At 39.9% G+C, this 19,429-nt stretch carries 15 protein-coding genes; 7 read left to right on the top strand and 8 right to left on the bottom strand.

The genetic code is table 11. The annotated features are described in order from the left end of the window. Positions 1-2 precede the first annotated feature (2 nt). Together ACPUEN_RS15630 and ACPUEN_RS15625 are read right to left on the bottom strand one after the other, a co-directional pair. Positions 3-734, bottom strand: a complete 732-nt coding sequence (locus ACPUEN_RS15630; protein WP_425636829.1) for an SIMPL domain-containing protein — start codon at positions 732-734, stop codon at positions 3-5. An 85-nt stretch (positions 735-819) separates the two neighbouring features. After that, complete coding sequence (locus tag ACPUEN_RS15625) at positions 820-2,160, bottom strand: M14 family zinc carboxypeptidase (protein ID WP_425636828.1); 1,341 nt, start codon at positions 2,158-2,160, stop codon at positions 820-822. Positions 2,161-2,394: 234 nt separating this feature from the next. Between ACPUEN_RS15625 and ACPUEN_RS15620 the strand changes: the two genes are divergently transcribed. Beyond that, a complete protein-coding gene (locus tag ACPUEN_RS15620) occupies positions 2,395-3,411 on the top strand; it encodes a dipeptide epimerase (protein ID WP_425636827.1) in 1,017 nt (338 codons plus the stop codon). A 156-nt stretch (positions 3,412-3,567) separates the two neighbouring features. Here ACPUEN_RS15620 and ACPUEN_RS15615 read toward each other — a convergent pair whose 3' ends face one another. Together ACPUEN_RS15615 and ACPUEN_RS15610 are read right to left on the bottom strand one after the other, a co-directional pair. After that, positions 3,568-4,263 carry a response regulator transcription factor gene (locus tag ACPUEN_RS15615; protein WP_111609784.1) on the bottom strand — a complete coding sequence of 232 codons (696 nt, stop codon included), beginning with the start codon at positions 4,261-4,263 and terminating at the stop codon, positions 3,568-3,570. Further along, on the bottom strand, positions 4,260-5,984 hold the full coding sequence (locus ACPUEN_RS15610; RefSeq protein ID WP_170124550.1) for a sensor histidine kinase: 1,725 nt from the start codon (positions 5,982-5,984) through the stop codon (positions 4,260-4,262). Before ACPUEN_RS15610 ends, ACPUEN_RS15615 begins: the two co-directional genes overlap by 4 nt. A 211-nt stretch (positions 5,985-6,195) precedes the next feature. Here ACPUEN_RS15610 and lysA point away from each other — a divergent pair, with 211 nt between their 5' ends. From lysA to ACPUEN_RS15585, 5 genes are all read left to right on the top strand, one after another. Beyond that, positions 6,196-7,428, top strand: coding sequence for a diaminopimelate decarboxylase (gene lysA / locus ACPUEN_RS15605; RefSeq protein ID WP_425636826.1), 1,233 nt, complete (start codon positions 6,196-6,198; stop codon positions 7,426-7,428). 224 nt (positions 7,429-7,652) lie between these two features. Continuing rightward, positions 7,653-8,696: a PorP/SprF family type IX secretion system membrane protein gene (locus ACPUEN_RS15600; RefSeq protein ID WP_425636825.1), complete on the top strand. Its 1,044-nt coding sequence runs from the start codon at positions 7,653-7,655 to the stop codon at positions 8,694-8,696. 378 nt (positions 8,697-9,074) lie between these two features. Next, positions 9,075-11,153, top strand: a complete 2,079-nt coding sequence (locus ACPUEN_RS15595) for a gliding motility-associated C-terminal domain-containing protein (RefSeq protein WP_425636824.1) — start codon at positions 9,075-9,077, stop codon at positions 11,151-11,153. A 3-nt stretch (positions 11,154-11,156) separates the two neighbouring features. Continuing rightward, on the top strand, positions 11,157-12,182 hold the full coding sequence (locus ACPUEN_RS15590; RefSeq protein WP_425636823.1) for a PorP/SprF family type IX secretion system membrane protein: 1,026 nt from the start codon (positions 11,157-11,159) through the stop codon (positions 12,180-12,182). Positions 12,183-12,234: 52 nt separating this feature from the next. Then, entirely contained in the window at positions 12,235-13,764 is a 1,530-nt protein-coding gene (locus ACPUEN_RS15585; RefSeq protein ID WP_425636822.1) for a cryptochrome/photolyase family protein, read from the top strand. Between the two features lie 105 nt (positions 13,765-13,869). On the opposite strand, the gene ACPUEN_RS15580 is transcribed toward ACPUEN_RS15585, so the two are convergent. Together ACPUEN_RS15580 and ACPUEN_RS15575 are read right to left on the bottom strand one after the other, a co-directional pair. After that, positions 13,870-14,796 carry a mechanosensitive ion channel family protein gene (locus tag ACPUEN_RS15580; protein ID WP_425636821.1) on the bottom strand — a complete coding sequence of 309 codons (927 nt, stop codon included), beginning with the start codon at positions 14,794-14,796 and terminating at the stop codon, positions 13,870-13,872. 159 nt (positions 14,797-14,955) lie between these two features. Next, on the bottom strand, positions 14,956-16,065 hold the full coding sequence (locus ACPUEN_RS15575; protein WP_425636820.1) for a TolB family protein: 1,110 nt from the start codon (positions 16,063-16,065) through the stop codon (positions 14,956-14,958). Between the two features lie 72 nt (positions 16,066-16,137). Here ACPUEN_RS15575 and ACPUEN_RS15570 point away from each other — a divergent pair, with 72 nt between their 5' ends. Then, positions 16,138-17,382 (top strand): M28 family peptidase, encoded by a 1,245-nt coding sequence (locus ACPUEN_RS15570; protein WP_425636819.1) that lies wholly within the window; start codon positions 16,138-16,140, stop codon positions 17,380-17,382. A gap of 105 nt (positions 17,383-17,487) precedes the next feature. Here the strand turns inward: ACPUEN_RS15570 and ACPUEN_RS15565 are convergent, their stop codons facing one another. Both ACPUEN_RS15565 and ACPUEN_RS15560 read right to left on the bottom strand, forming a co-directional pair. After that, on the bottom strand, positions 17,488-18,198 hold the full coding sequence (locus ACPUEN_RS15565) for a hypothetical protein (RefSeq protein ID WP_425636818.1): 711 nt from the start codon (positions 18,196-18,198) through the stop codon (positions 17,488-17,490). A gap of 182 nt (positions 18,199-18,380) precedes the next feature. Continuing rightward, entirely contained in the window at positions 18,381-19,412 is a 1,032-nt protein-coding gene (locus tag ACPUEN_RS15560; protein WP_425636817.1) for a glycoside hydrolase family 43 protein, read from the bottom strand. Positions 19,413-19,429 lie beyond the last annotated feature (17 nt).

The following is a 19,429-nucleotide window of genomic DNA, read 5'->3' as shown; positions in this document are numbered from 1 at the left end:
AATTAATCCACCTCAAAAATTAGCTTCATCGTAATCGAAGCAGTTTTATTTTTGTCTGCGGTGTTGAAAGTACCACCCCAGGAATAGTCTTCACCGGAGTTTTGACCTGTGATCTGAAATATTCCCATATTCGCTGAGATCAGATCGCCGAGATCTCCTTTGGAGTTTTCTGCGATGCGCTCGGCCCGGATACGGGCATCTTCGGTAGCTTTGGCGATCATCTCCAGTTTGAGTGATTCCAGCTCAGTGTAATAGTATCTTGGCTGCTGGGAGTAAAAAGCAATTCCTTGATTCAATAACTCGGTGATTTCCCTAGAGATTTTCTCGACTTTTTCCACTTCGGTAGATTCAATTTTCAGGGATTGATTGAGCGTGTATCCATCAAAGGTCTGTCCCAAATAACGACCATCGTTGGAGTAATTCTGCTGATATTTTGGATTAGTGTTCACGGCATTGAAAATTAGCTTCTCAGCAGGAATGCCTTTGGAGATCAAATAGTCTGAAACCAGCTTTCGGTCTTTCTCCAGATCTGCATAGGCAGACTTCAAGTCGAAGCTTTCCCTACTGAAGTTCCCCTCCCACACGACCAAGTCAGAAGTGAAATTGCTCTCTCCCAGTCCAGTTACGTTGATCGTTCCCTGCGGTCGGTTTCGGTTGATAATAGCGTTTCCCAGTACGATAGATGCAATGACTATCGCTACGGCGAAAAGAATGGCGGAAAGATTATTCTTCATGGTTTTAAAAATTAAGTCCAAAAGCTAGGTAACAAATGACCCGCCAAGTAGATGGGTTAAATTAAACATTTTGAAAGATTAACTATCAATAAACCCGCTGCTTAAACTCCTGATCTTTTGGATTTTCCAGATCTATCAAATAGCCATTTACAACAGCGTATTTTCTAACTCCATCCTTCTCCAAAAAGAAATTTGTGCTTTCTCCCGTTTTCCAACCTGAGGAGAAAGATTCGGTACTATTCAGCACCAAAATCGGAAGCTGGTGTAAGTTTCCTTTTGCTCCATTTTTAACCTTCACAGCTAGGTAACCCTGCTTCAACAGCTCCATTACCTTCATCTCATCTAGGGAAGCCACCGACTCAAAAGCCGCGTCATAAACTTTTCCCTCCACGTACCTTAGCCCAGAAGCATCAACCTCCTCCAACCCGTAATAGACCTGCAGGTCTCCCAGATCATCCACCGAAGCAGACATATAATAAGTGTCTCCAGCGGTGATATCTCTTCGCCTGATGCCAAGATCCACTGGATAGTAGTTCCCATTTACCGGTACCTGAACTTCATTGAGTAGCAAGTCTACCAGTTGCAAGTCGTTATCAGGAATTGCAAAATACTCTTCAATAGTATATTGCTCGTAGCTTCTGCTGGCAATTTGCTCCAAGGCATTGAGGATAATCATGAAATTCAACTGGCGGATATACTGCTTATCCGGATCATTAGGATAACCCCCAGACTCGATCAAAATCGTACTTGTACCCCACTTGGTGATATTATCTCCAAAAGCCCTTGGCTCAAAAGCATCATTGTATTTTCCTACATGTCCAGGCACAACTTGCTGCAACACTTCATTCATCCCAACGATAGTTTGCATGGCTCGTGTTCTTACAGCATTTACGTCCGTCTCATAATTATAAGCTGGAGCCAAAACTGAAATGGTAGCTTGTTTAGGGGTTCCTGATGCATTGTAATAAATCTGCTGATCGTGCAGGTTGAACCCAAATTCTGGTTCAAAATCATCTCTAGCCCTTTTCAAAATGATAGCTTCAGGAGAAATCTGAGAAATCGCATCACGATTCAAATCGATGTCAATCGCATTTCTCCGTTTGAACTGCTCTGCTCCATCAGGATTGATCATTGGGATGAATTTGAGATCAAGTCGAGACTTTAGAAGAGTACGTAAATCATCATATTCGTCTCCACTGGCTTCCAGAAAGTTGAACAAATCGAAAAGAGACATGGTCGCTGTACTTTCATTTCCGTGCATCTGTGACCAAAGCATCACTTTGGTCTTACCATCTCCCCAATCCAAACTGGAAATACTTCTGCCTTCGACTGATTCTCCCAATTTAGTCACCTCAAAAGTATCAGCATGCTTCCGGATCAAAGGCTGCAAATCAGCATGCTTAAACCTTCTATGAGTGATATCCAATTCTTTGAATTTTGAGTAGGCGGATTCAAGAGTGGAAACCTGAGTAGCCTCTGAATTTAAAAAATTTGCTGTTTTACAACTAAGTATTGAAATCAATAACAGCAAAAACAAGCTAATTGAGAATTTAGAATTGGCTTTCATAATTATTTCTATTTACCTTGAATAAAATGTAATCCTTTCTACCATACAAGCAAAAAACGCTTTAATTTTGCTCCAAATAGAATATTTCCCGAAATGAATTTATCTTTTCACGTAGTCGATCTTCCGCTCAAACACACATTTACCATCGCCCACCAAAGCAGGGATGTGCAAGACACCTTAATTGTAAAACTGCAAGATGGTGCATTTTACGGTTTAGGCGAATCGACGACGAATCCATTTTACGGCATGACCATCACTAATATGATGGAATGTTTGGAGAAATTCAGACCTGTTGTAGAAAAAGGTAAATGGGAAACTCCTGCGGAACTTTGGGATCTAGGCAGAGAAGCATTCAAAGAAAACCCTTTCGCACAGTGCGCATTGGATATGGCAGCTTGGGATATCTATTCTAAGAAATTCGGAAAGAAACTATACGAATTGCTGGCACTTAATCCTGCTGATATTCCTCTAACAAACTTTACGATTGGAATCGATACGGTGGAGAAGATGGTGGCAAAAATGAAGGAAGTTCACTGGCCGATCTATAAAATTAAGCTGGGTACTTCTGATGACTTGGCTATTATCCGAGAACTTCGAAAGCATACAGATGCGGTTTTCAGAATTGACGCCAACTGTGCCTGGACAGCTGAGCAGGCAATCGCTTATTCTATTGAGCTGGAGAAACTTGGAGTGGAATTTATGGAACAGCCGCTTGGCAAAGATGATTTGGAAGGCATGAAAGAAGTATACAAGCACAGCAAATTACCTATAATCGCAGATGAAAGCTGCATCGTAGAATCTGATGTGAAAAAATGTCATGGCTTGTTTCATGGAGTCAATGTGAAGTTGGTTAAAGCAGGAGGAATCACGCCTGGGCTGAGAATGATCCACGAAGCGAAGGAGCTTGGAATGAAAACGATGGTTGGCTGTATGACCGAATCATCCGTGGGAATCACAGCTATTGCTCATATTGCACCGCTGCTGGACTATGTAGATATGGATGGCGCGATGCTTCTATCTAAAGATCCTGCGAAAGGAGTGATCATCACACCAGAAGAAGTGATTTTCCCTGAAGGGAATGGAATTGGCGCAGAAATGATTGTTAAGTAGCAAGACGCAAGTATCAAGACGTTAGAGCCTAGAATCGAGAGCCAAGATTATTGACTAATAAGAAAAGCCGAAGAAATTTTAGATCGCTTCGGCTTTCTACATTATAAATACTAATTAGTGTCTCGGAAAATCGAATATCGTAAATCCGAAATCCTTTTATCCCTCACTCACGATCAGCTTAAAACCTTCGCCATGCACAGTAATGATCTGTACTTTTGGATCATCTTTTAGAAGCTTACGAATTTTGCTGAGGTACACATCCATACTTCTGGCATTGAAGTAGCTGTCGTCTCCCCAGATTTGCTTGAGCGCATGGCTTCTATTTACAAGATTATTGATTTCAGAAGCCAACAAGCGAATGAGCTCATTTTCCTTTGAAGTTAACTTATGTCGTCCTTTTGGCCCTTCCAGGATTTGCTCATCGTAATGCAAAGTGAATCCTCCGAAGGAGTAAACTTTTAATGGGTTGACTTCTTCGCTTTTATGAGTTCGCTTCAAGATAGCATTTACACGAAGAAGTAATTCCTCCATGCTAAACGGCTTGGTGATGTAGTCATCAGCGCCAATTTTTAAACCTTCGATGATATCATCCTTTTGGTTTTTTGCCGTCAGGAAAAGAATAGGTAGGTTTTCCTCCACTTTCTTTATCTCTTTGGCTAAAGTGAATCCGTCTTTTTTCGGCATCATAATATCCAGAAGACAAAGATCGAATTTCCCCTTTTTATATTTGTTCCAACCTTCTTCACCATCACGACAAAGCGTAGGCTCGTAACCTTTCATTTCCAAATATTCCTGTAGGATATCACCTAAATTTGGATCGTCTTCGACCACTAATAATTTTGCTTTACTCATTGTTTCTTTGGTATGTTAATGGTGAATGAGCTTCCTTTTCCAAGTTCGCTACTTACTTGAATTCCTCCTTTATGTGCTTCCAACATGGCCTTTACGTAAGAAAGTCCTAGACCGAAGCCCTTGACATCGTGAACATTTCCTGTAGGAACACGATAGAATTTATCAAAAATTTTCCTTTGTGCATCTTTATTCATCCCGATTCCTTCGTCTTTGATAGTAATGAATACCTCATCTGCATCATCTTTTGCTACAATCGTAATAAATGGACTGTCGGGAGAATACTTATTCGCATTGTCCAACAGATTATTGAAAATATGGGTAAGGTGAAATAAGTCGCCTTGGACCATCGGCTCACTTAGCTCATTCATAAAAGTGATCTGTCCACCCCTCTTTTCGACTTGTAGCCCAAAATGATCAACAGTAGTTTCTAATATTTCGGCCAAATTCAGAGATTCTATTTTCAGTTTGAAATCCTTTTTATCCAACGCAGCAGCCTGAAGAACGTTTTCGACCTGAGAAACCAAACGTTTATTTTCATCCTTTATAATACCCAGATATCGCGTTCGAAATTTGTCCTGACTGGACAGCTCAGGATCCTGAAGTGCTTCTACTGCCAGACTAACGGTAGCTAAGGGCGTCTTGAATTCATGCGTCATGTTATTGATGAAATCATTTTTCGTATCCGAAAGTGCTTTCTGACGAATGATCACCTTAATGGCATAAATGAAACAAGAAATAATTACGATTATAAACAGGATTGAGCTTGATAAAGGCAGCCAAACTTCACGAATAACGTGCGCATTTTTCTCGGGAAAATATACCGTCAAAAAATTTGCCTTGTTAAAAATATCGTTAGGAAATAGTCTTGCCTGAATCCCTTGCTGGGATAACACAAATTGCTGTTTTACTGGGCCGATTGGCAGCAAAGACCGGTCATCTTTAAGTAATGCTAATTCAAAATCTTCGGTGATATTCCTCTCTAACAAGAATCCTTTCAGAATTCTTCTCACCTTCGCAGTATCCATTCTGTCCAAAATTGCTTTTTGGCCAGCATTAATCTCATCTACATATTTATTGATGAAATCAATCTTAATGTTTGTCCTATATACTTTTTCCAAAGCATCTGGACTGATGTTGACCTCTGGACGCATCTCCACTACTTGTTCAATTTGAGAAGGAGCAGATTTCTTTGCAGAAGTCTCTATGCGACTTAAATACTGGAATTGCCGCTCTTTTTCTTTTAGCAAAACCTCCATTTCGTCTGGAGTGAACATTTTAGAGGCTAGTTCGGGAGTCATGTAAGCAAAAAAGGCCTCCAATTCTTCCAGTTGATTCATATCAACTCCTTGCGATTCAAGTATCCTTTTGAATGTCTGACTCACTCTAGGCGCAGGCTCTTGAAAGAAGGAATCAACCAGTGAAGGCCTAGGCCTAGAAATTCGTCTGGAATTTACAGTAACATCAAAATCGATCGGATCGATTTTCTCAAATAATGACCTACTGATGATAGAGTCATTCATCATATAGCCATAAAACGCAGCTGATGTTTCCCCTTTCTCCAGCTCATCTACTGTCGAAGAAAGTGCCTGATAGACATTTTGATCAAAGCGCTCTCTATTAATTCGAATGGCATTTTTTACCCAGTAGAATTGGAAGCCCATCAAGCCAAAGCTGGCAAGGGACATCAAAACAACGATTAGGATAATATTACTCTTCGACATTTTACAAATTTAATCCTATAATCAGGCTAAGAAGAGAGGTTAACAATATTTAACCGGCTTAAATTGAGTACAAGGAGGTTAATTTGGCCTCCTTCAATTATATTTAAGCTTGGAAACAAAATTTTCTTAATTACACTATAACTTATGAAAATAGGGGGCAAATGCCTCCTTTTTTTGTTATTTGGCTATCTTTGCCCGCAAATTTCAGACAATGTCAGCACCTCAGCATCCTACTCAACTTCAGGGAATAAACATAGAATCTATTACTCAAGAATTCGGCACGCCTGTATATATATATGATGGAGAAAAGATCGTGAGTCAAATCAAATCTCTCCAGACAGCTTTTGCCACTGTACCTCTGAAGATCAAATACGCTACTAAGGCACTATCCAATATCAGTATTTTGAAATTGGTAAAAAAAGCCGGAGGAGGCGTTGATGCAGTTTCTATCGAAGAAGCCAAAATATGTATGCTAGCAGGGTTTTCGGCGTCAGAAATCATGTATACTCCTAGTGGCGTTAACTTTCGAGAAGTTCAGGAGGCTGTGGAATTGGGAATAATGATCAATCTTGACAGCATTCCCTTAATGGAGGAGTTTGGTGCTGTTTACGGAAATACAAAGCCAGCGTGCATCCGAATAAATCCCCATATCATGGCTGGCGGAAATGCGAAAATTTCTGTAGGTCATATTCAAAGTAAGTTTGGGATTTCTATCCATCAGCTTGCCGAGATATTAGCTGTTGTGGAGAAATACAAGATCAACATCGTAGGACTTCATATCCATACTGGATCTGATATTCTAGATGCTGAGATCTTTTTGAGAGGTGGAAATGTGCTCTTTGAGGCAGCTATGAATTTCCCAAATCTCACCTTTCTGGATTTTGGGGGAGGCTTCAAAGTAGCCTATAAGGCTGGCGACCCCTCGACAGATATGGCGGAAGTAGGTACAAAAGTATCCAAAGCCTTTAATGACTTTTGCGAGAAATACGGGAGGAAATTGGAGCTTTGGTTAGAGCCAGGGAAGTTCCTGGTGAGTGAATCTGGCTATCTGGTGGTAGAATCAAATGTGGTGAAAAAGACGCCCCAAATCACCTTTGTGGGTGTTGATTCTGGATTAAACCACCTAATCAGACCAATGATGTATGATGCATTTCATGATGTGTATAACCTAAGTAATCCAGAAGGAGATTTGCATCCCTATAATGTAGTCGGCTATATCTGCGAAACAGATACCTTAGCAAAAGACCGTATGCTTGCAAAAGTCAGTAAGGGAGATCTTTTAGTATTTAAAAATGCTGGGGCATATGGAATCAGTATGGCCTCTAATTACAATTCTAGGCTTAGACCTGCTGAAGTATTGGTTTGGGAAGGAAAAGCTCAATTGATAAGAAATCGTGAAATATTTGAGGATTTGATAAGAAATCAGGTCGAAATCGACATTTAATTCCTCCTTTAATAATTATTGAACCCTTTGGTATAATTATTGAATAGCATCAGCATTATTTCGAATGCGCTTCAATTGTGTTGTGCTTCAATAATAATGTTTTGAAACTCATTTGATTGAGCCCCAATCATAAGCCCTAGATGTTTCAAATCGTTAATTCATAATAATATAAACCTTGCCAATTTACAAATGCATAAATTTGTTTGGTAAAGGCATAATTGTCTATGTATAGGAGAATAATCAGTGTATTAATTACTATAGGGGCTATTTGTTGCATTTTTTCAGATGTAATAGCTCAAGATACCCAGTACTCCCAATTTTACGCTGCTCCTTTATATTTGAATCCAGCTTTGACTGGAGCTAGTGAACTTACCCGTGTAGGTGTAAATTACCGCAATCAATGGCCTGGACTTGACCAAAATTTCAACTCCTACTCAGCTTATATCGACCATTATATATTTGACTATAATAGTGGTATAGGTTTAATTTTTAATGGAAGTCAAGAAAGCATGGCAAACCTATCCACCAATGAAATTGGTCTTTCTTACTCATACCGTTTGCAATTGAGCGAAAACACATTTTTCAGAGTAGGAGGCATGGTCAGTTATATGCAAAGAGATGCATTCTTCTCAGACTTGGTTTTTGGCTCTCAGATCGATATCATCAATGGAACAATTGGCGGGATCACAGATGAACTCAATGGAATTCCGATTGATAGTCGCTACAGTTTTGTTGATTACAGTATAGGTGGTATGTTTTATTCTAAGAGAATCTGGCTCGGAGCTTCAGCACACCATCTTTCTGAACCAAATACATCTTTTGTAGAAGGTCAAATCTCAAAACTGCCAATGAAACTATCTGCGCAGGGTGGAATAAAGTTTGACTTGGGCGGAGGTCGAAGAAATTACTTTACACATTCTTATTCAGAACGATCTGTATCATTTGCTTTCAACTACAAACAACAAGATCCTTTCAATCAACTAGACATCGGAGCACAATTTTATCTTGAGCCGCTAGTACTTGGGATTTGGTATCGTGGAATCCCCACAAAAAACAACCTCCCAAATAATGAGGCATTCATTGGTTTAGTGGGCGTTTCTTTGGAAAATGGTCTTGACATTGGCTATTCTTATGATGTCACTATTTCGAAACTAGGACTAAGAAATAGTGGAGGTGCACATGAGATATCCCTAACTTATTCATTTTTATGGGGAGATTCGAAGAGCAGAAACCAGAGAGATCGAATTATTCCTTGCTTCAAATATTAAGCTTCAAAACAACTTGTTATACTTTTCAAGATTTTTTCTTGAAAAATTCACTTTTTTTTTAAAAGCCTCTTTCTGAGGCTTTTTTGTTTTTATAATCATAAAAAAGCATCATTTCCTACTTTTTTTGACTATTGCAATATCTAAGGAAAAATAATACTTTTTTTAGGTGCATTTCGTTTTAACAACTTTTTATCTGCCTCTTGCATAAAAGAATAATTCTATACTTATTTCGGAATACACCCCATTATAAAGAATATCATTTTGTTGTATATGACTTACATAAAATAATATTCTTAAAAATGAAATGCAGTAATCTTGATTTATAAGACAATTTTAGAAAGTTGAAAAGTCACCCAGCTTCCAACTTTAGCAAACTACATGAAAAAGGTATGTTCTACATATGGCCTAATGATACTCAGCCTCTTTTGGTGCTTAGTGATCAATGTATCTGCCTCAGCTCAGACCAAATTTGAAGGGTCAGAGCTAATTGCAAGCCAGTATCGGGTAGAGACAAATTCAGGAGTTGGAATTACTGTGGGGGTCTCAGGAAAACTTGCTCTTTGCTCCCATTCAGAAAAAGGACATATTATCCTGGATGTTACAGGAGGTACTGCTCCGTATACTTATCGATGGAATACCCTTCAGACTACTAAAGACAGAACCAATTTATTCGCCGGTACTTATACTGTAGAAATAACAGATGCAGTCGGCAAAGTACATATCGAAAGAATTGTAGTTCAGCCGCCTTATCCACTTATTCTCAACCCGCTGGAGAAAACGGATGCAACTTGTGGATCTGGCAAAGATGGTTCGGCGAAAATAAGTGTAAAAGTAGGAAGAGGAGAGCCTTACCAAATCACATGGAGTAATGGCCTGAAAGATACCTGGGAAGCAACCAATCTGGCACCAGGCACATATTCTGTGACGATTGCAGACATATATAATTGTGATGTCACCACTTCCTTCGAGATCAAAGCTGCTGCAGAAGGAATGCAAGTAGCTGAAGCTATTCAAAACCTAAGTTGCTCTGGCCAAAATAATGGAGCTATTAATTTGGAGATAAAAGGCGGACAAGCACCTTACACATTCAAATGGAATAATGGGTCATCTTCCCAAAATCTCGCCAATCTTGCTGCAGGTACTTATAGTGTCTTAATAACGGACCAAACCGGTTGCTCATTTCAAGCTTCTTATTCAGTCGACGCAGCTACCGCGATGCAGCTAAAAGAAACTGTAGTACCAGAAAGCTGTGTGGGTACAAGCAATGGAGAAATCCAAGTAACTACTCAAGGTGGTACTGCACCATATTCTTATAAGTGGAGCAACGGTCAGACTTCTACTAAGCTCAGCAATGTAATTGCAGGAAATTATTCTCTTACAGTTACAGATGCGCTAGGCTGTACTGTCGAAAAGCAATTCAATATTGGAACGGCCTCAGCTCTCGAAGTAGAGTTAATTGAGCAAAATGACATTACCTGTACCGGGTCAAATTCAGGAGTTATCCGCTTAAATGTGAAAGGTAATTCTGGTAACTACACTACCAAATGGCTAGACGATCCAACTGCAGGATTAAATAGAGAGAATTTATCTGCTGGCACTTATCAACTTCTAGTATCAGATGAAAGCGGCTGTTCCGTGAGTAAATCATTTACTATAGCGGACGCTCAGCCAATTCAAGCAAGAATAGAAACTGCGCTAGATGTGGATTGTACTATCGGAACGATCACAGGAGTGGCCTGGGTATCAATACAAGGTGGAGTTCAACCATATAAAATCTCTTGGAGCTCAGGAGAAAATGATGCTAGAGAAATCAACTTCAACACTTCCGGTAGCCTAAAAGTCCAAGTAACAGACGCTTTAGGCTGCACTTCTCAAACTGAAGTAAGAGTAGATTTCCCAACTCAAATCAACAAGGCGGGAAGACTTGATTTTGACTATAGAAAGTTAGAAATCAACAGCGAACCAGAAGTTCAGGTTGACGAGGAAATCATCTTCGAAAGTGTCATTTCCGAAGAGTTTATAGGTTGGGAATGGTCTTTTGGCGATGGAAAAGCCTCAAAAGAAAAAGACCCAATTCACAAATTTAAGAATGCAGGCAATTTCGAAGTTATCCTTACAGCTTATGATATCTATGGCTGTTCCAGCACTGAGAAAAATATCATCCAGGTAAATGCCCCACTAGAGTTTATTACCATACCAAATGCTTTCACCCCTAACGGAGACGGCCTGAACGATACGTTTATCCCCAAACTCAGAGCCGTAACCGAATTCTCCATGACAATTTTCAATACATGGGGTGAGAAAATCTATTCCACTTCAAGCTTAGAAACTAAAGGCTGGGATGGAACACACGACGGTCAGGATTCACCCCCTGGCAACTATTTATATCAAATCACCTACACCTCCAAAGATAGTAAGCAAAACACCCAAACAGGAGGAGTCACCCTTATTAGATAGAATATGAAAAACGTTTATCTGCTGCTTGCCATGAGCATATTATGCCTAACTGTGAATGCCCAGGATATTCAATATTCACAGTTTTATGCAGCTCCATTGTATCTAAATCCAGCTATGACCGGAGCTTCAGAGATGACAACTATTGGTGTCAACTACAGAAATCAATGGCCTGGACTAGATCAATCTTTCAACTCCTATTCAGCCTATGCTGATCATTACATTTTCAGCGCAAACAGCGGTGTAGGTCTAATTGTCAACAGATCCGAACAAAGTATGGCAAACCTGAGCACGACTGAGATTGGAGCGACTTATTCTTACAGAATGAGATTAGGATTTAGATCATTTTTGAGAATGGGTGGACAAGTAAGTTACATGGATAGGGATGCTTACTTTGGAGACCTAGTTTTTGGAAGCCAAATCGACGATCAAACAGGCACCGTGGGGGGAAATAGCGGAGAAAGTCTAGGTGACGGAATCAGTCATCAATTTATGGATTATAGCTTCGGAATGGTTTTCCATAATGAAAACCTTTGGTTTGGACTTGCAGGACATCATTTGACACAGCCGAATATTTCCTTTCTAGATGGAGCAAACAGCAGATTACCACTGAAAATCTCTGCTCATGGAGGTGTGAAATTTGATCTTTCTGGAGGAAGCTCCAGTGAATACTTGAATCAAAAATTTGGCACCAAAGAATTGACTTTTGCCTTCAATTATAAAAATCAAGGTTCTTTTTCACAATTGGATATGGGAGCTCAAGTGAACATTCAGCCTTTAGTTTTGGGCGTTTGGTATAGAGGAATTCCTGTACAGCAAAGTGAAATCCCAAACCATGAAGCAATTATAGGATTGGTAGGAATTTCTCTTGGAGGAGGACTTGACGTTGGATATAGCCACGATTTCACCCTTTCTTCTCTGGGAAATGCCAACACAGGCGGAGCACACGAGATCAGCATACGCTACAGCTTTCTTGCCACCAATAAGCGCGGTGCAGGTAGGAAATCTTCCATGCCTTGTTTCAAGTATTGATCCAAACAAAATAGTGTGAAAAGGGCTTTAGTTTATAAAAAGCCCTTTTTTTATGTCCAAAACTCTACGATTAATCCTCGGAGATCAGCTGAACTCTCAGCATTCCTGGTTTGAAGAGCAAGATTCTTCTACCACCTATTTGATGTTAGAAATGCGACAGGAGACTGATTATGTCCCTCATCATATTCAAAAGGTAATTGCTTTTTTCCTGAGCATGAGAAACTTTGCCAAGGACCTTGAAACCAAGGGACACCAAGTAATTTATATCAGTTTGGATGCCAAAGACAATAGCCAAAACTTGGAGGAAATGATCAATTCTTTTGTAGAGAAAGACAACTTTGACCAGTTCGAATATCAATTGCCAGACGAATATCGATTAGATGAGCAATTGAAAACTATTGGTAAAAATCTAGGTATACCGTGCCGAGGAGTAGATTCAGAGCATTTTTTAACGGAGCGAGAATATGTCAAGGACTCCTTTCAGGGAAAGAAAACCTTTGTGATGGAGAGTTTTTACCGACAAATGCGAAAGGATTTTAATATCCTCATGGATGGGAAAGAACCACTTCAAGGAAAATGGAATTTTGACCATGAAAACAGATTTGCTCTAAAAGACAAACGCTTGCTGCGCAAAGCAAAAAAACACCCAAAAGATATCTCCGAAATTCTTGAAATAGTGCAAAAAGCTGAAGTTAAAACGATTGGGAAAATAGATGAAAATGCATTTGACTGGCCTTGTTCGCGGGAAGAAAGCATAGAAGTTTTGGATCATTTTTGTGAACACCTGCTTGTCCATTTCGGAGACTATCAAGACGCCTTGACCACCTGGGATCCATTTCTCTTCCACTCCAGATTAAGTTTTGCCTTGAATACTAAAATGCTTGGCCCATTGGAAGTAGTACAAAAAGTAGAAGCTTACTGGAAAGAACACCAAGATGAAATTGATATTTCGCAGGCAGAAGGATTCATTCGCCAGATTCTAGGCTGGAGAGAATATATGCGCGGGATTTATTGGGCAAAAATGCCGGATTTCGCAAACATGAATTTCTTCAACCATCAAAGAAAGCTGCCTGAATGGTTTTGGACTGGAGATACCAAAATGAAATGTCTAAGCCATTCAATTGGACAATCCTTAGAACTTGCTTATGCGCACCACATTCAGCGCTTGATGGTCATTGGCAACTTTGCTTTGCTTGCCGGAATTCATCCTGATGAAGTAGATCAGTGGTATCTGGGAGTTTATATTGATGCTATCGAATGGGTTGAAATCACCAATACACGTGGTATGAGTCAGTTTGCCGATGGAGGAATTGTTGGCACCAAACCCTATGTATCATCTGCAAACTACATTCATAAAATGGGTAATTATTGCAGTCATTGTGCTTACAGCCACACCAAGAAAGTTGGGGAAGGAGCATGTCCTTTCAATAGTCTCTATTGGCATTTCTATGATCGAAATAGGGAAAAGTTGGAAAATAATCCGAGAATTGGAATGGCTTATCGCACACTGGATAAATTGAAAAATAAGGAAGAATTAATGAATCAGGCGGAAGAATATCTGAAGAATTTGGATGCTTTATAACCTTTAAGCGAAGGTAAATTTAAACTCTCAACCACCAATTCTTCTTTTTGGAAAGGCAACCTAGGTGAAATTGTAACCTAAAAACAAAACATCGATACACCAAGATCATGTATCGTTCATAGACTTTTGAGTCATCTCCACTCGAGTTTTCGGCAGGCTTTCTGGATAATTTTTCTGAATAAACTCTATCATTTTCTCTCTCACGTATACCCTTAAATCCCAGGCTGTAGGAGAATTTTTAGCACTTACCAAAATACGTGTTTCCACTGTAAATTCTTTAGCATCTGACACTTGGAGCACCTTTACTTTTTTATCCCACAAATTTGTGGTCTCTAAAACCCGATCTAATTCTTTGCGAAGCTCATCGAAAGGAACTGTATAATCTGTGTAGAGAAAAACTGAGCCCAGAAGATCTGCAGATGTTCGAGTCCAGTTTTGAAAGGGAGTTTCTAGAAAATAGGTTGTCGGAAGCACCAGCCTTCTCAAATCCCAAATACGAACTACAATGTAATTGAGATTGATTTCCTCAATCCATCCCCATTCTCCCTCTACAACTACAGCATCCTCAAGTCGGAAGGGTTGCGTTACGGCGATTTGAATACCAGCGATTAAAGTCCCAATTGCCTTTTGAGCAGAGAAACCAATGATTATACCTGCTACTCCAGCCGAAGCGAAGAAACCAACACCTACTTTTCTTACTGATTCGAAAGAAATAAGAATCAACCCCACGCCCAATAGAACGATGAGGAAGTTGGCAACTTTGACAAGAATATTGATTTGAGTAAGTACTTTTCTAGCCTTTAAATTATCTTCTTCAGACATATCGTATTGTCTGATAAAGATTTTCTTCAATATTTTCATCAGAACAATAAGGCACCAAGTAAATCCGCAAATAATCAACACAGTATTAATATGTGGCAGGTAGGACCATATTCCTTCCCAATCTTTTGATATGCCACCGTAATAAAGTTTAGTGAATGCTAATCCTACGGTTACCAAAAAAGGAATTACCAATCGGGTATAATATTTCATATGCTCATTTTAAAAAGGGATTAAGAATTTGGACTGAGTTTCAGCCACTGAAAAAGGTAACTTTGGGCGAGTTAAGGCTAAAAATTATGAAATAGTAAGGAGAAAATCAAAAAGACCGCCAATTGTGACGGTCTTTCTGTGTTCGATTGCAGGCGATTGTTAATTTCCTATCCACTCGGCTACAAAGAGATTGGTGTCTCTTGTGCCACCGTTATTTCTGTTGGATGAAAAGACTAGGTACTTTCCATCATTTGAGAAAACAGGAAATGCATCGAAAGTGCCATCGTGTGTAATGCGGGTTAAACCAGTTCCGTCTAAATTGATCATAAAAAGGTTGAAAGGATAACCTCTTTCAGTTTGATGATTAGATGCAAAAATGATCTTTTCTCCAGATGGGTGAAAGAAAGGTGCCCAGTTGGCTTTACCTAAATCTGTTATCTTTTTTACATCAGTTCCATCAGCATTTGCTACAAAAAGTTCCATGCTTGTTGGCATCACCAAACCTTCACTAAGTAAGTCTTTGTATTCTTTGACGTCTTCTTCAGAAGATGGGCGCGATGCTCTCCATATTATTTTACTCCCGTCTGGTGAGAAAAACGCTCCTCCGTCATAACCTAAATCTGAAGTGATCTGCTTTACATCTGTGCCATCAATGTTCATTGTATAAAGCTCCAAATCGCCAGTTCTCAAAGAAGTGAAAACAATTTTATCACCATTTGGAGAAACAGTGGCTTCAGCGTCATACCCAGGCTCGTTAGTCAGCTGAGAAATGATATTCCCGTCCATATCCGCCGTGAAAATATCAAAGCTGTCATAGATCGGCCAAACGTATTTTCCATCTGTTCTAGGCTCAGGAACTGGTGGGCAATTCTCACCTCCAAGATGTGTAGAAGCATAAACGATACTCTTATTGTCTGGAAGAAAATAGGAACAGGTAGTTCTACCCAAACCGGTACTAAGGCGATTTGGAACATTATTTTGTAAATCGTCGGTTTTCCAATTTGTATAGAAAACCTGATCACATTCCACTCCCCACTCGCTGTAGTCGGATTGAAAAACCAGCATAGAATCATCAAATGACCAATACGCTTCTGCATTATTGCCGCCGAAGGTCAGTTGCTTGATATTCTTTAAATACTTCATTTCCTCTGGGGTCAAAAGTAAAGAGTCGGATGCAGAGTGTACTGCTGTTTCTATTTCTGTTTGAACATCATTTTTAGGGCTGCAGGCAAAAGAAAAAAGCAGCAAGGCAACAAGGATTTGTCTCATTATGAAATTGAATTTTTAGAATTGCTGCGCAAAGTTACCATTTATTATCTTTGACGAAATATGATAAAACGCATGAACCTTCTACCTAAACATACTCTAGCTGTAGTAGTAGTAACATTACTTACTTGGAGTTGTGATTCTGCACCAACAGACGAAAGATTAAAAGCTGGATTAAAAGAAGATGTAACTTATCTAGCAGCTGACGATCTTGGTGGTCGGGCTATTGGCACAGAAGGTGAGCAAAAAGCGGCTGAATACCTTGCGACTGAGTTTAAGGAAATAGGCTTACTTCCTAAAGGAACGGCCGAATATTTCCAACCATTTACCGTTTCCAAGCCTAGCAACCCGCATGAGGAAGCCGTAATCGGAACAGATGGTGAAGGTGTGACTGGAAGAAATGTGATAGGTTTCATTGACAACAAGTCTGAAAACACGATAGTGATTGGAGCCCACTTTGACCACTTGGGAATGGGAGGAAACGGGTCTTTGCATCGCGGTGATTCTGCAATCCACAATGGCGCTGATGACAATGCCAGCGGGACAGCTGCTTTAGTCGCTTTGGCTAGAATTCTAAAACATGAAGAGCACAAAAGTAACTTTATGTTCATTGCATTTTCAGGTGAAGAAAATGGCTTGTGGGGTTCGAATTACTTCGTAAAGAACCCGACCATCGACCTTACCCAAGTCAATTATATGATCAACATGGATATGGTGGGTCGATTGAATGCCGAGAAAACTCTAGCTATTAATGGTGTTGGAACTAGCCCAAGCTTCGTTCCAGCATTGGATTTGGCAAATGGTGATAGTTTGAAATTGGTGACTTCTGAATCTGGCGTTGGTCCTTCGGATCACACTTCTTTTTACCTGCAAGATGTTCCAGTGCTACACTTTTTCACTGGTCAGCATGAAGATTACCACAAGCCTTCTGATGATTCAGAACTGATCAATTACGATGGCTTATTACTGGTGGTGAAATACATTGATCGTTTAGTTGATCAATTGGATTCTGAACCAAAACTTGCTTTCACAAAGACGAAAGACAGCAATGGAGATTCCCCAAGATTTACAGTTTCCCTCGGGGTTGTTCCAGATTACCTTTATGATGGAAAAGGCATGCGAATCGACGGTGTCTCTGAGGACAAGCCTGCTGAAGCAGCTGGATTAACGAAGGGAGATATTGTAGTTCAGATGGGCGACTCTACTATTGTGGATATGATGAGTTATATGAGAGCACTAAGCTCTTTCCAAAAAGGGGACGAAGTGCTTCTTGGTTATGAGAGAGATGGAGAGAAAAAGGAAGTGAAGGTTGTTTTATAATTATTAAATATGATACGAGTTTCTTGTGAATAGAGATAAGCGTTCAAAATCAAAATAGCCCTGAAAACTAATTTTCAGGGCTATTTTTTTGACAAGCTCTCATATTTAGTCAAAAAATGACCTAAGCCAAGCGGCATCTTTCAAGCCATTGATGATTGGAATAAAAAGAACAGTTGCTATTAAAGTTAAAGCATAAGAAAAGTAGATTTTCTTGAGATTCCTGTAATCCTTAATCATCAGAAATAGTATTATCAAAATTATTAAAACCTGATTCCAGATGAATATATCCGTCCATTCAAATGGGAAATCAGAAAATTCCTTGGGCTGATATATGGCTCCCAATGGAATGAATGAAAAGCGAACTGTACCCGGAGCTAACACCCAAAATACCGTTGAGATCATCCAACGGGCATGAGACTGGGTATCTTTTGCATTAGCGACGGCAAGAACCACTGATAAGGTAAAGCCAGTAATTGAAATCAGATCAACAAACGCAAGACTGTACCTAACTGGATAAAGCGGTGAGAATTCACTCATGTTGGGCAAGCTGATCAAAATCATATTGACAGCCGATGCAATGAGAAATCCAGCCACCAGCAAAGAAAACATTCCCACTTTTCTATGAATCTGAATCGGGCGATTGTGATATATCCAAGGCTGGATAATCAAGCAGACGTACCACAAAGTCGCAGAAAGACCATGGAGATGCCAATGAAAAGGTGCTGTACTAAAGCCGGACCAATAGGCTTGGAACCCTATTAATGTTATAACAAATGGCAAAAGCAACCATAAATGGAGTTTCGGAAAAGGCTTCATAAAAACTAATCTTAATTGAAGAATAAGTCATGATCATTAGAGTCACAACTTGTGTTAGAAAAGTGTAGTTATCCGTTGGCGTTCAGTAGTTTAAATATATATTTTTTATCAATTAAAGTGAATAAAAAAATCCAGTTGTGAAATTCACAACTGGATTTAGAAAATTGCTTTTTGAAAAAAGCTTACTCCAATATAGGATTTGCCTCTACTCCTTCGAAAGTCATTTTGATCGGTTTGATGGTTCCATCTTCATTAAATTCCATCACGTCAATGCTTGTCACGCGATGGTCTCTTCCTTCATTTGGAATTGGACGTCGATGATATACCATATACCAATCATCGCTATCCGGCTTTTGAATGACAGAATTATGACCGGCACCCGTTGCAACTGTGGTATCGGATTCTAAGATTGTCCCGATTCTCTCCCAGGGACCATTGATATTGTCAGACATAGCGTAAGCAACTTTATAGCTGTCATTTGTCCAGCCTCCTTCAGACCACATGAAGTAATATTTTCCCTCCCTGATAAATACGAAAGGTCCTTCTACGTAGCCTTCCGGGGTTATTTCATGGAAAAGTTCTCCATCTTCCCAAGGCTCGAATCCTGTGAAATCTGCATTCAGTTTCCCGATGTTACAGTGACTCCAACCTCCATAAAGCATGTAATAGGTGCCGTCAGTATCTTTGAATACAAATTGATCGATGGGTTGGGCATCATTGTGAAACTCGGAAAGTAGAGGCTCGCCAAGGTGATCTTTAAATGGTCCACCAGGAGAATCTGCTACTGCTACACCCAGCCCACCGAAATGATTAATGTCATTGTTGGGATCCCAGCCATCGCGGCTTGGACGCTGGATGTCATTCGCGGAAAAGAAAAGATAATATTTCCCATCTTTTTCTATGGCCGCTGGAGCCCACATAGCTTGCCTTGCCCACTTGATCGCAGCTGTATCAAGGATATTTGAATGCTTTTCCCAAGTCACCAAGTCTTTAGATGAAAAGGCATCGAAATGCAGTTGGTCAGTATAGCCAGCAGAGAAAGTAGGATATATCCAGTATTCGTCTCCAAAGACAATTCCTTCAGGATCGGCATACCAGCCTTCAAAGATTGGATTTCCGGATAGTTTTGGAGCTTCCGTTTCTTCAACAGTTTTTGGGGAAGAGCAGGCAAACGCTAGGGCCATGCTACCAACCAATAAATAAGTAAGCTTCATAATAAGGTGTAAAGTCG

It is taken from the genome of Algoriphagus yeomjeoni (assembly GCF_049821175.1).
Taxonomy (GTDB): domain Bacteria; phylum Bacteroidota; class Bacteroidia; order Cytophagales; family Cyclobacteriaceae; genus Algoriphagus; species Algoriphagus yeomjeoni_A.
Note: the sequence above shows the minus strand (reverse complement) of the source record. Positions and strands in the feature narration are given on the sequence as shown.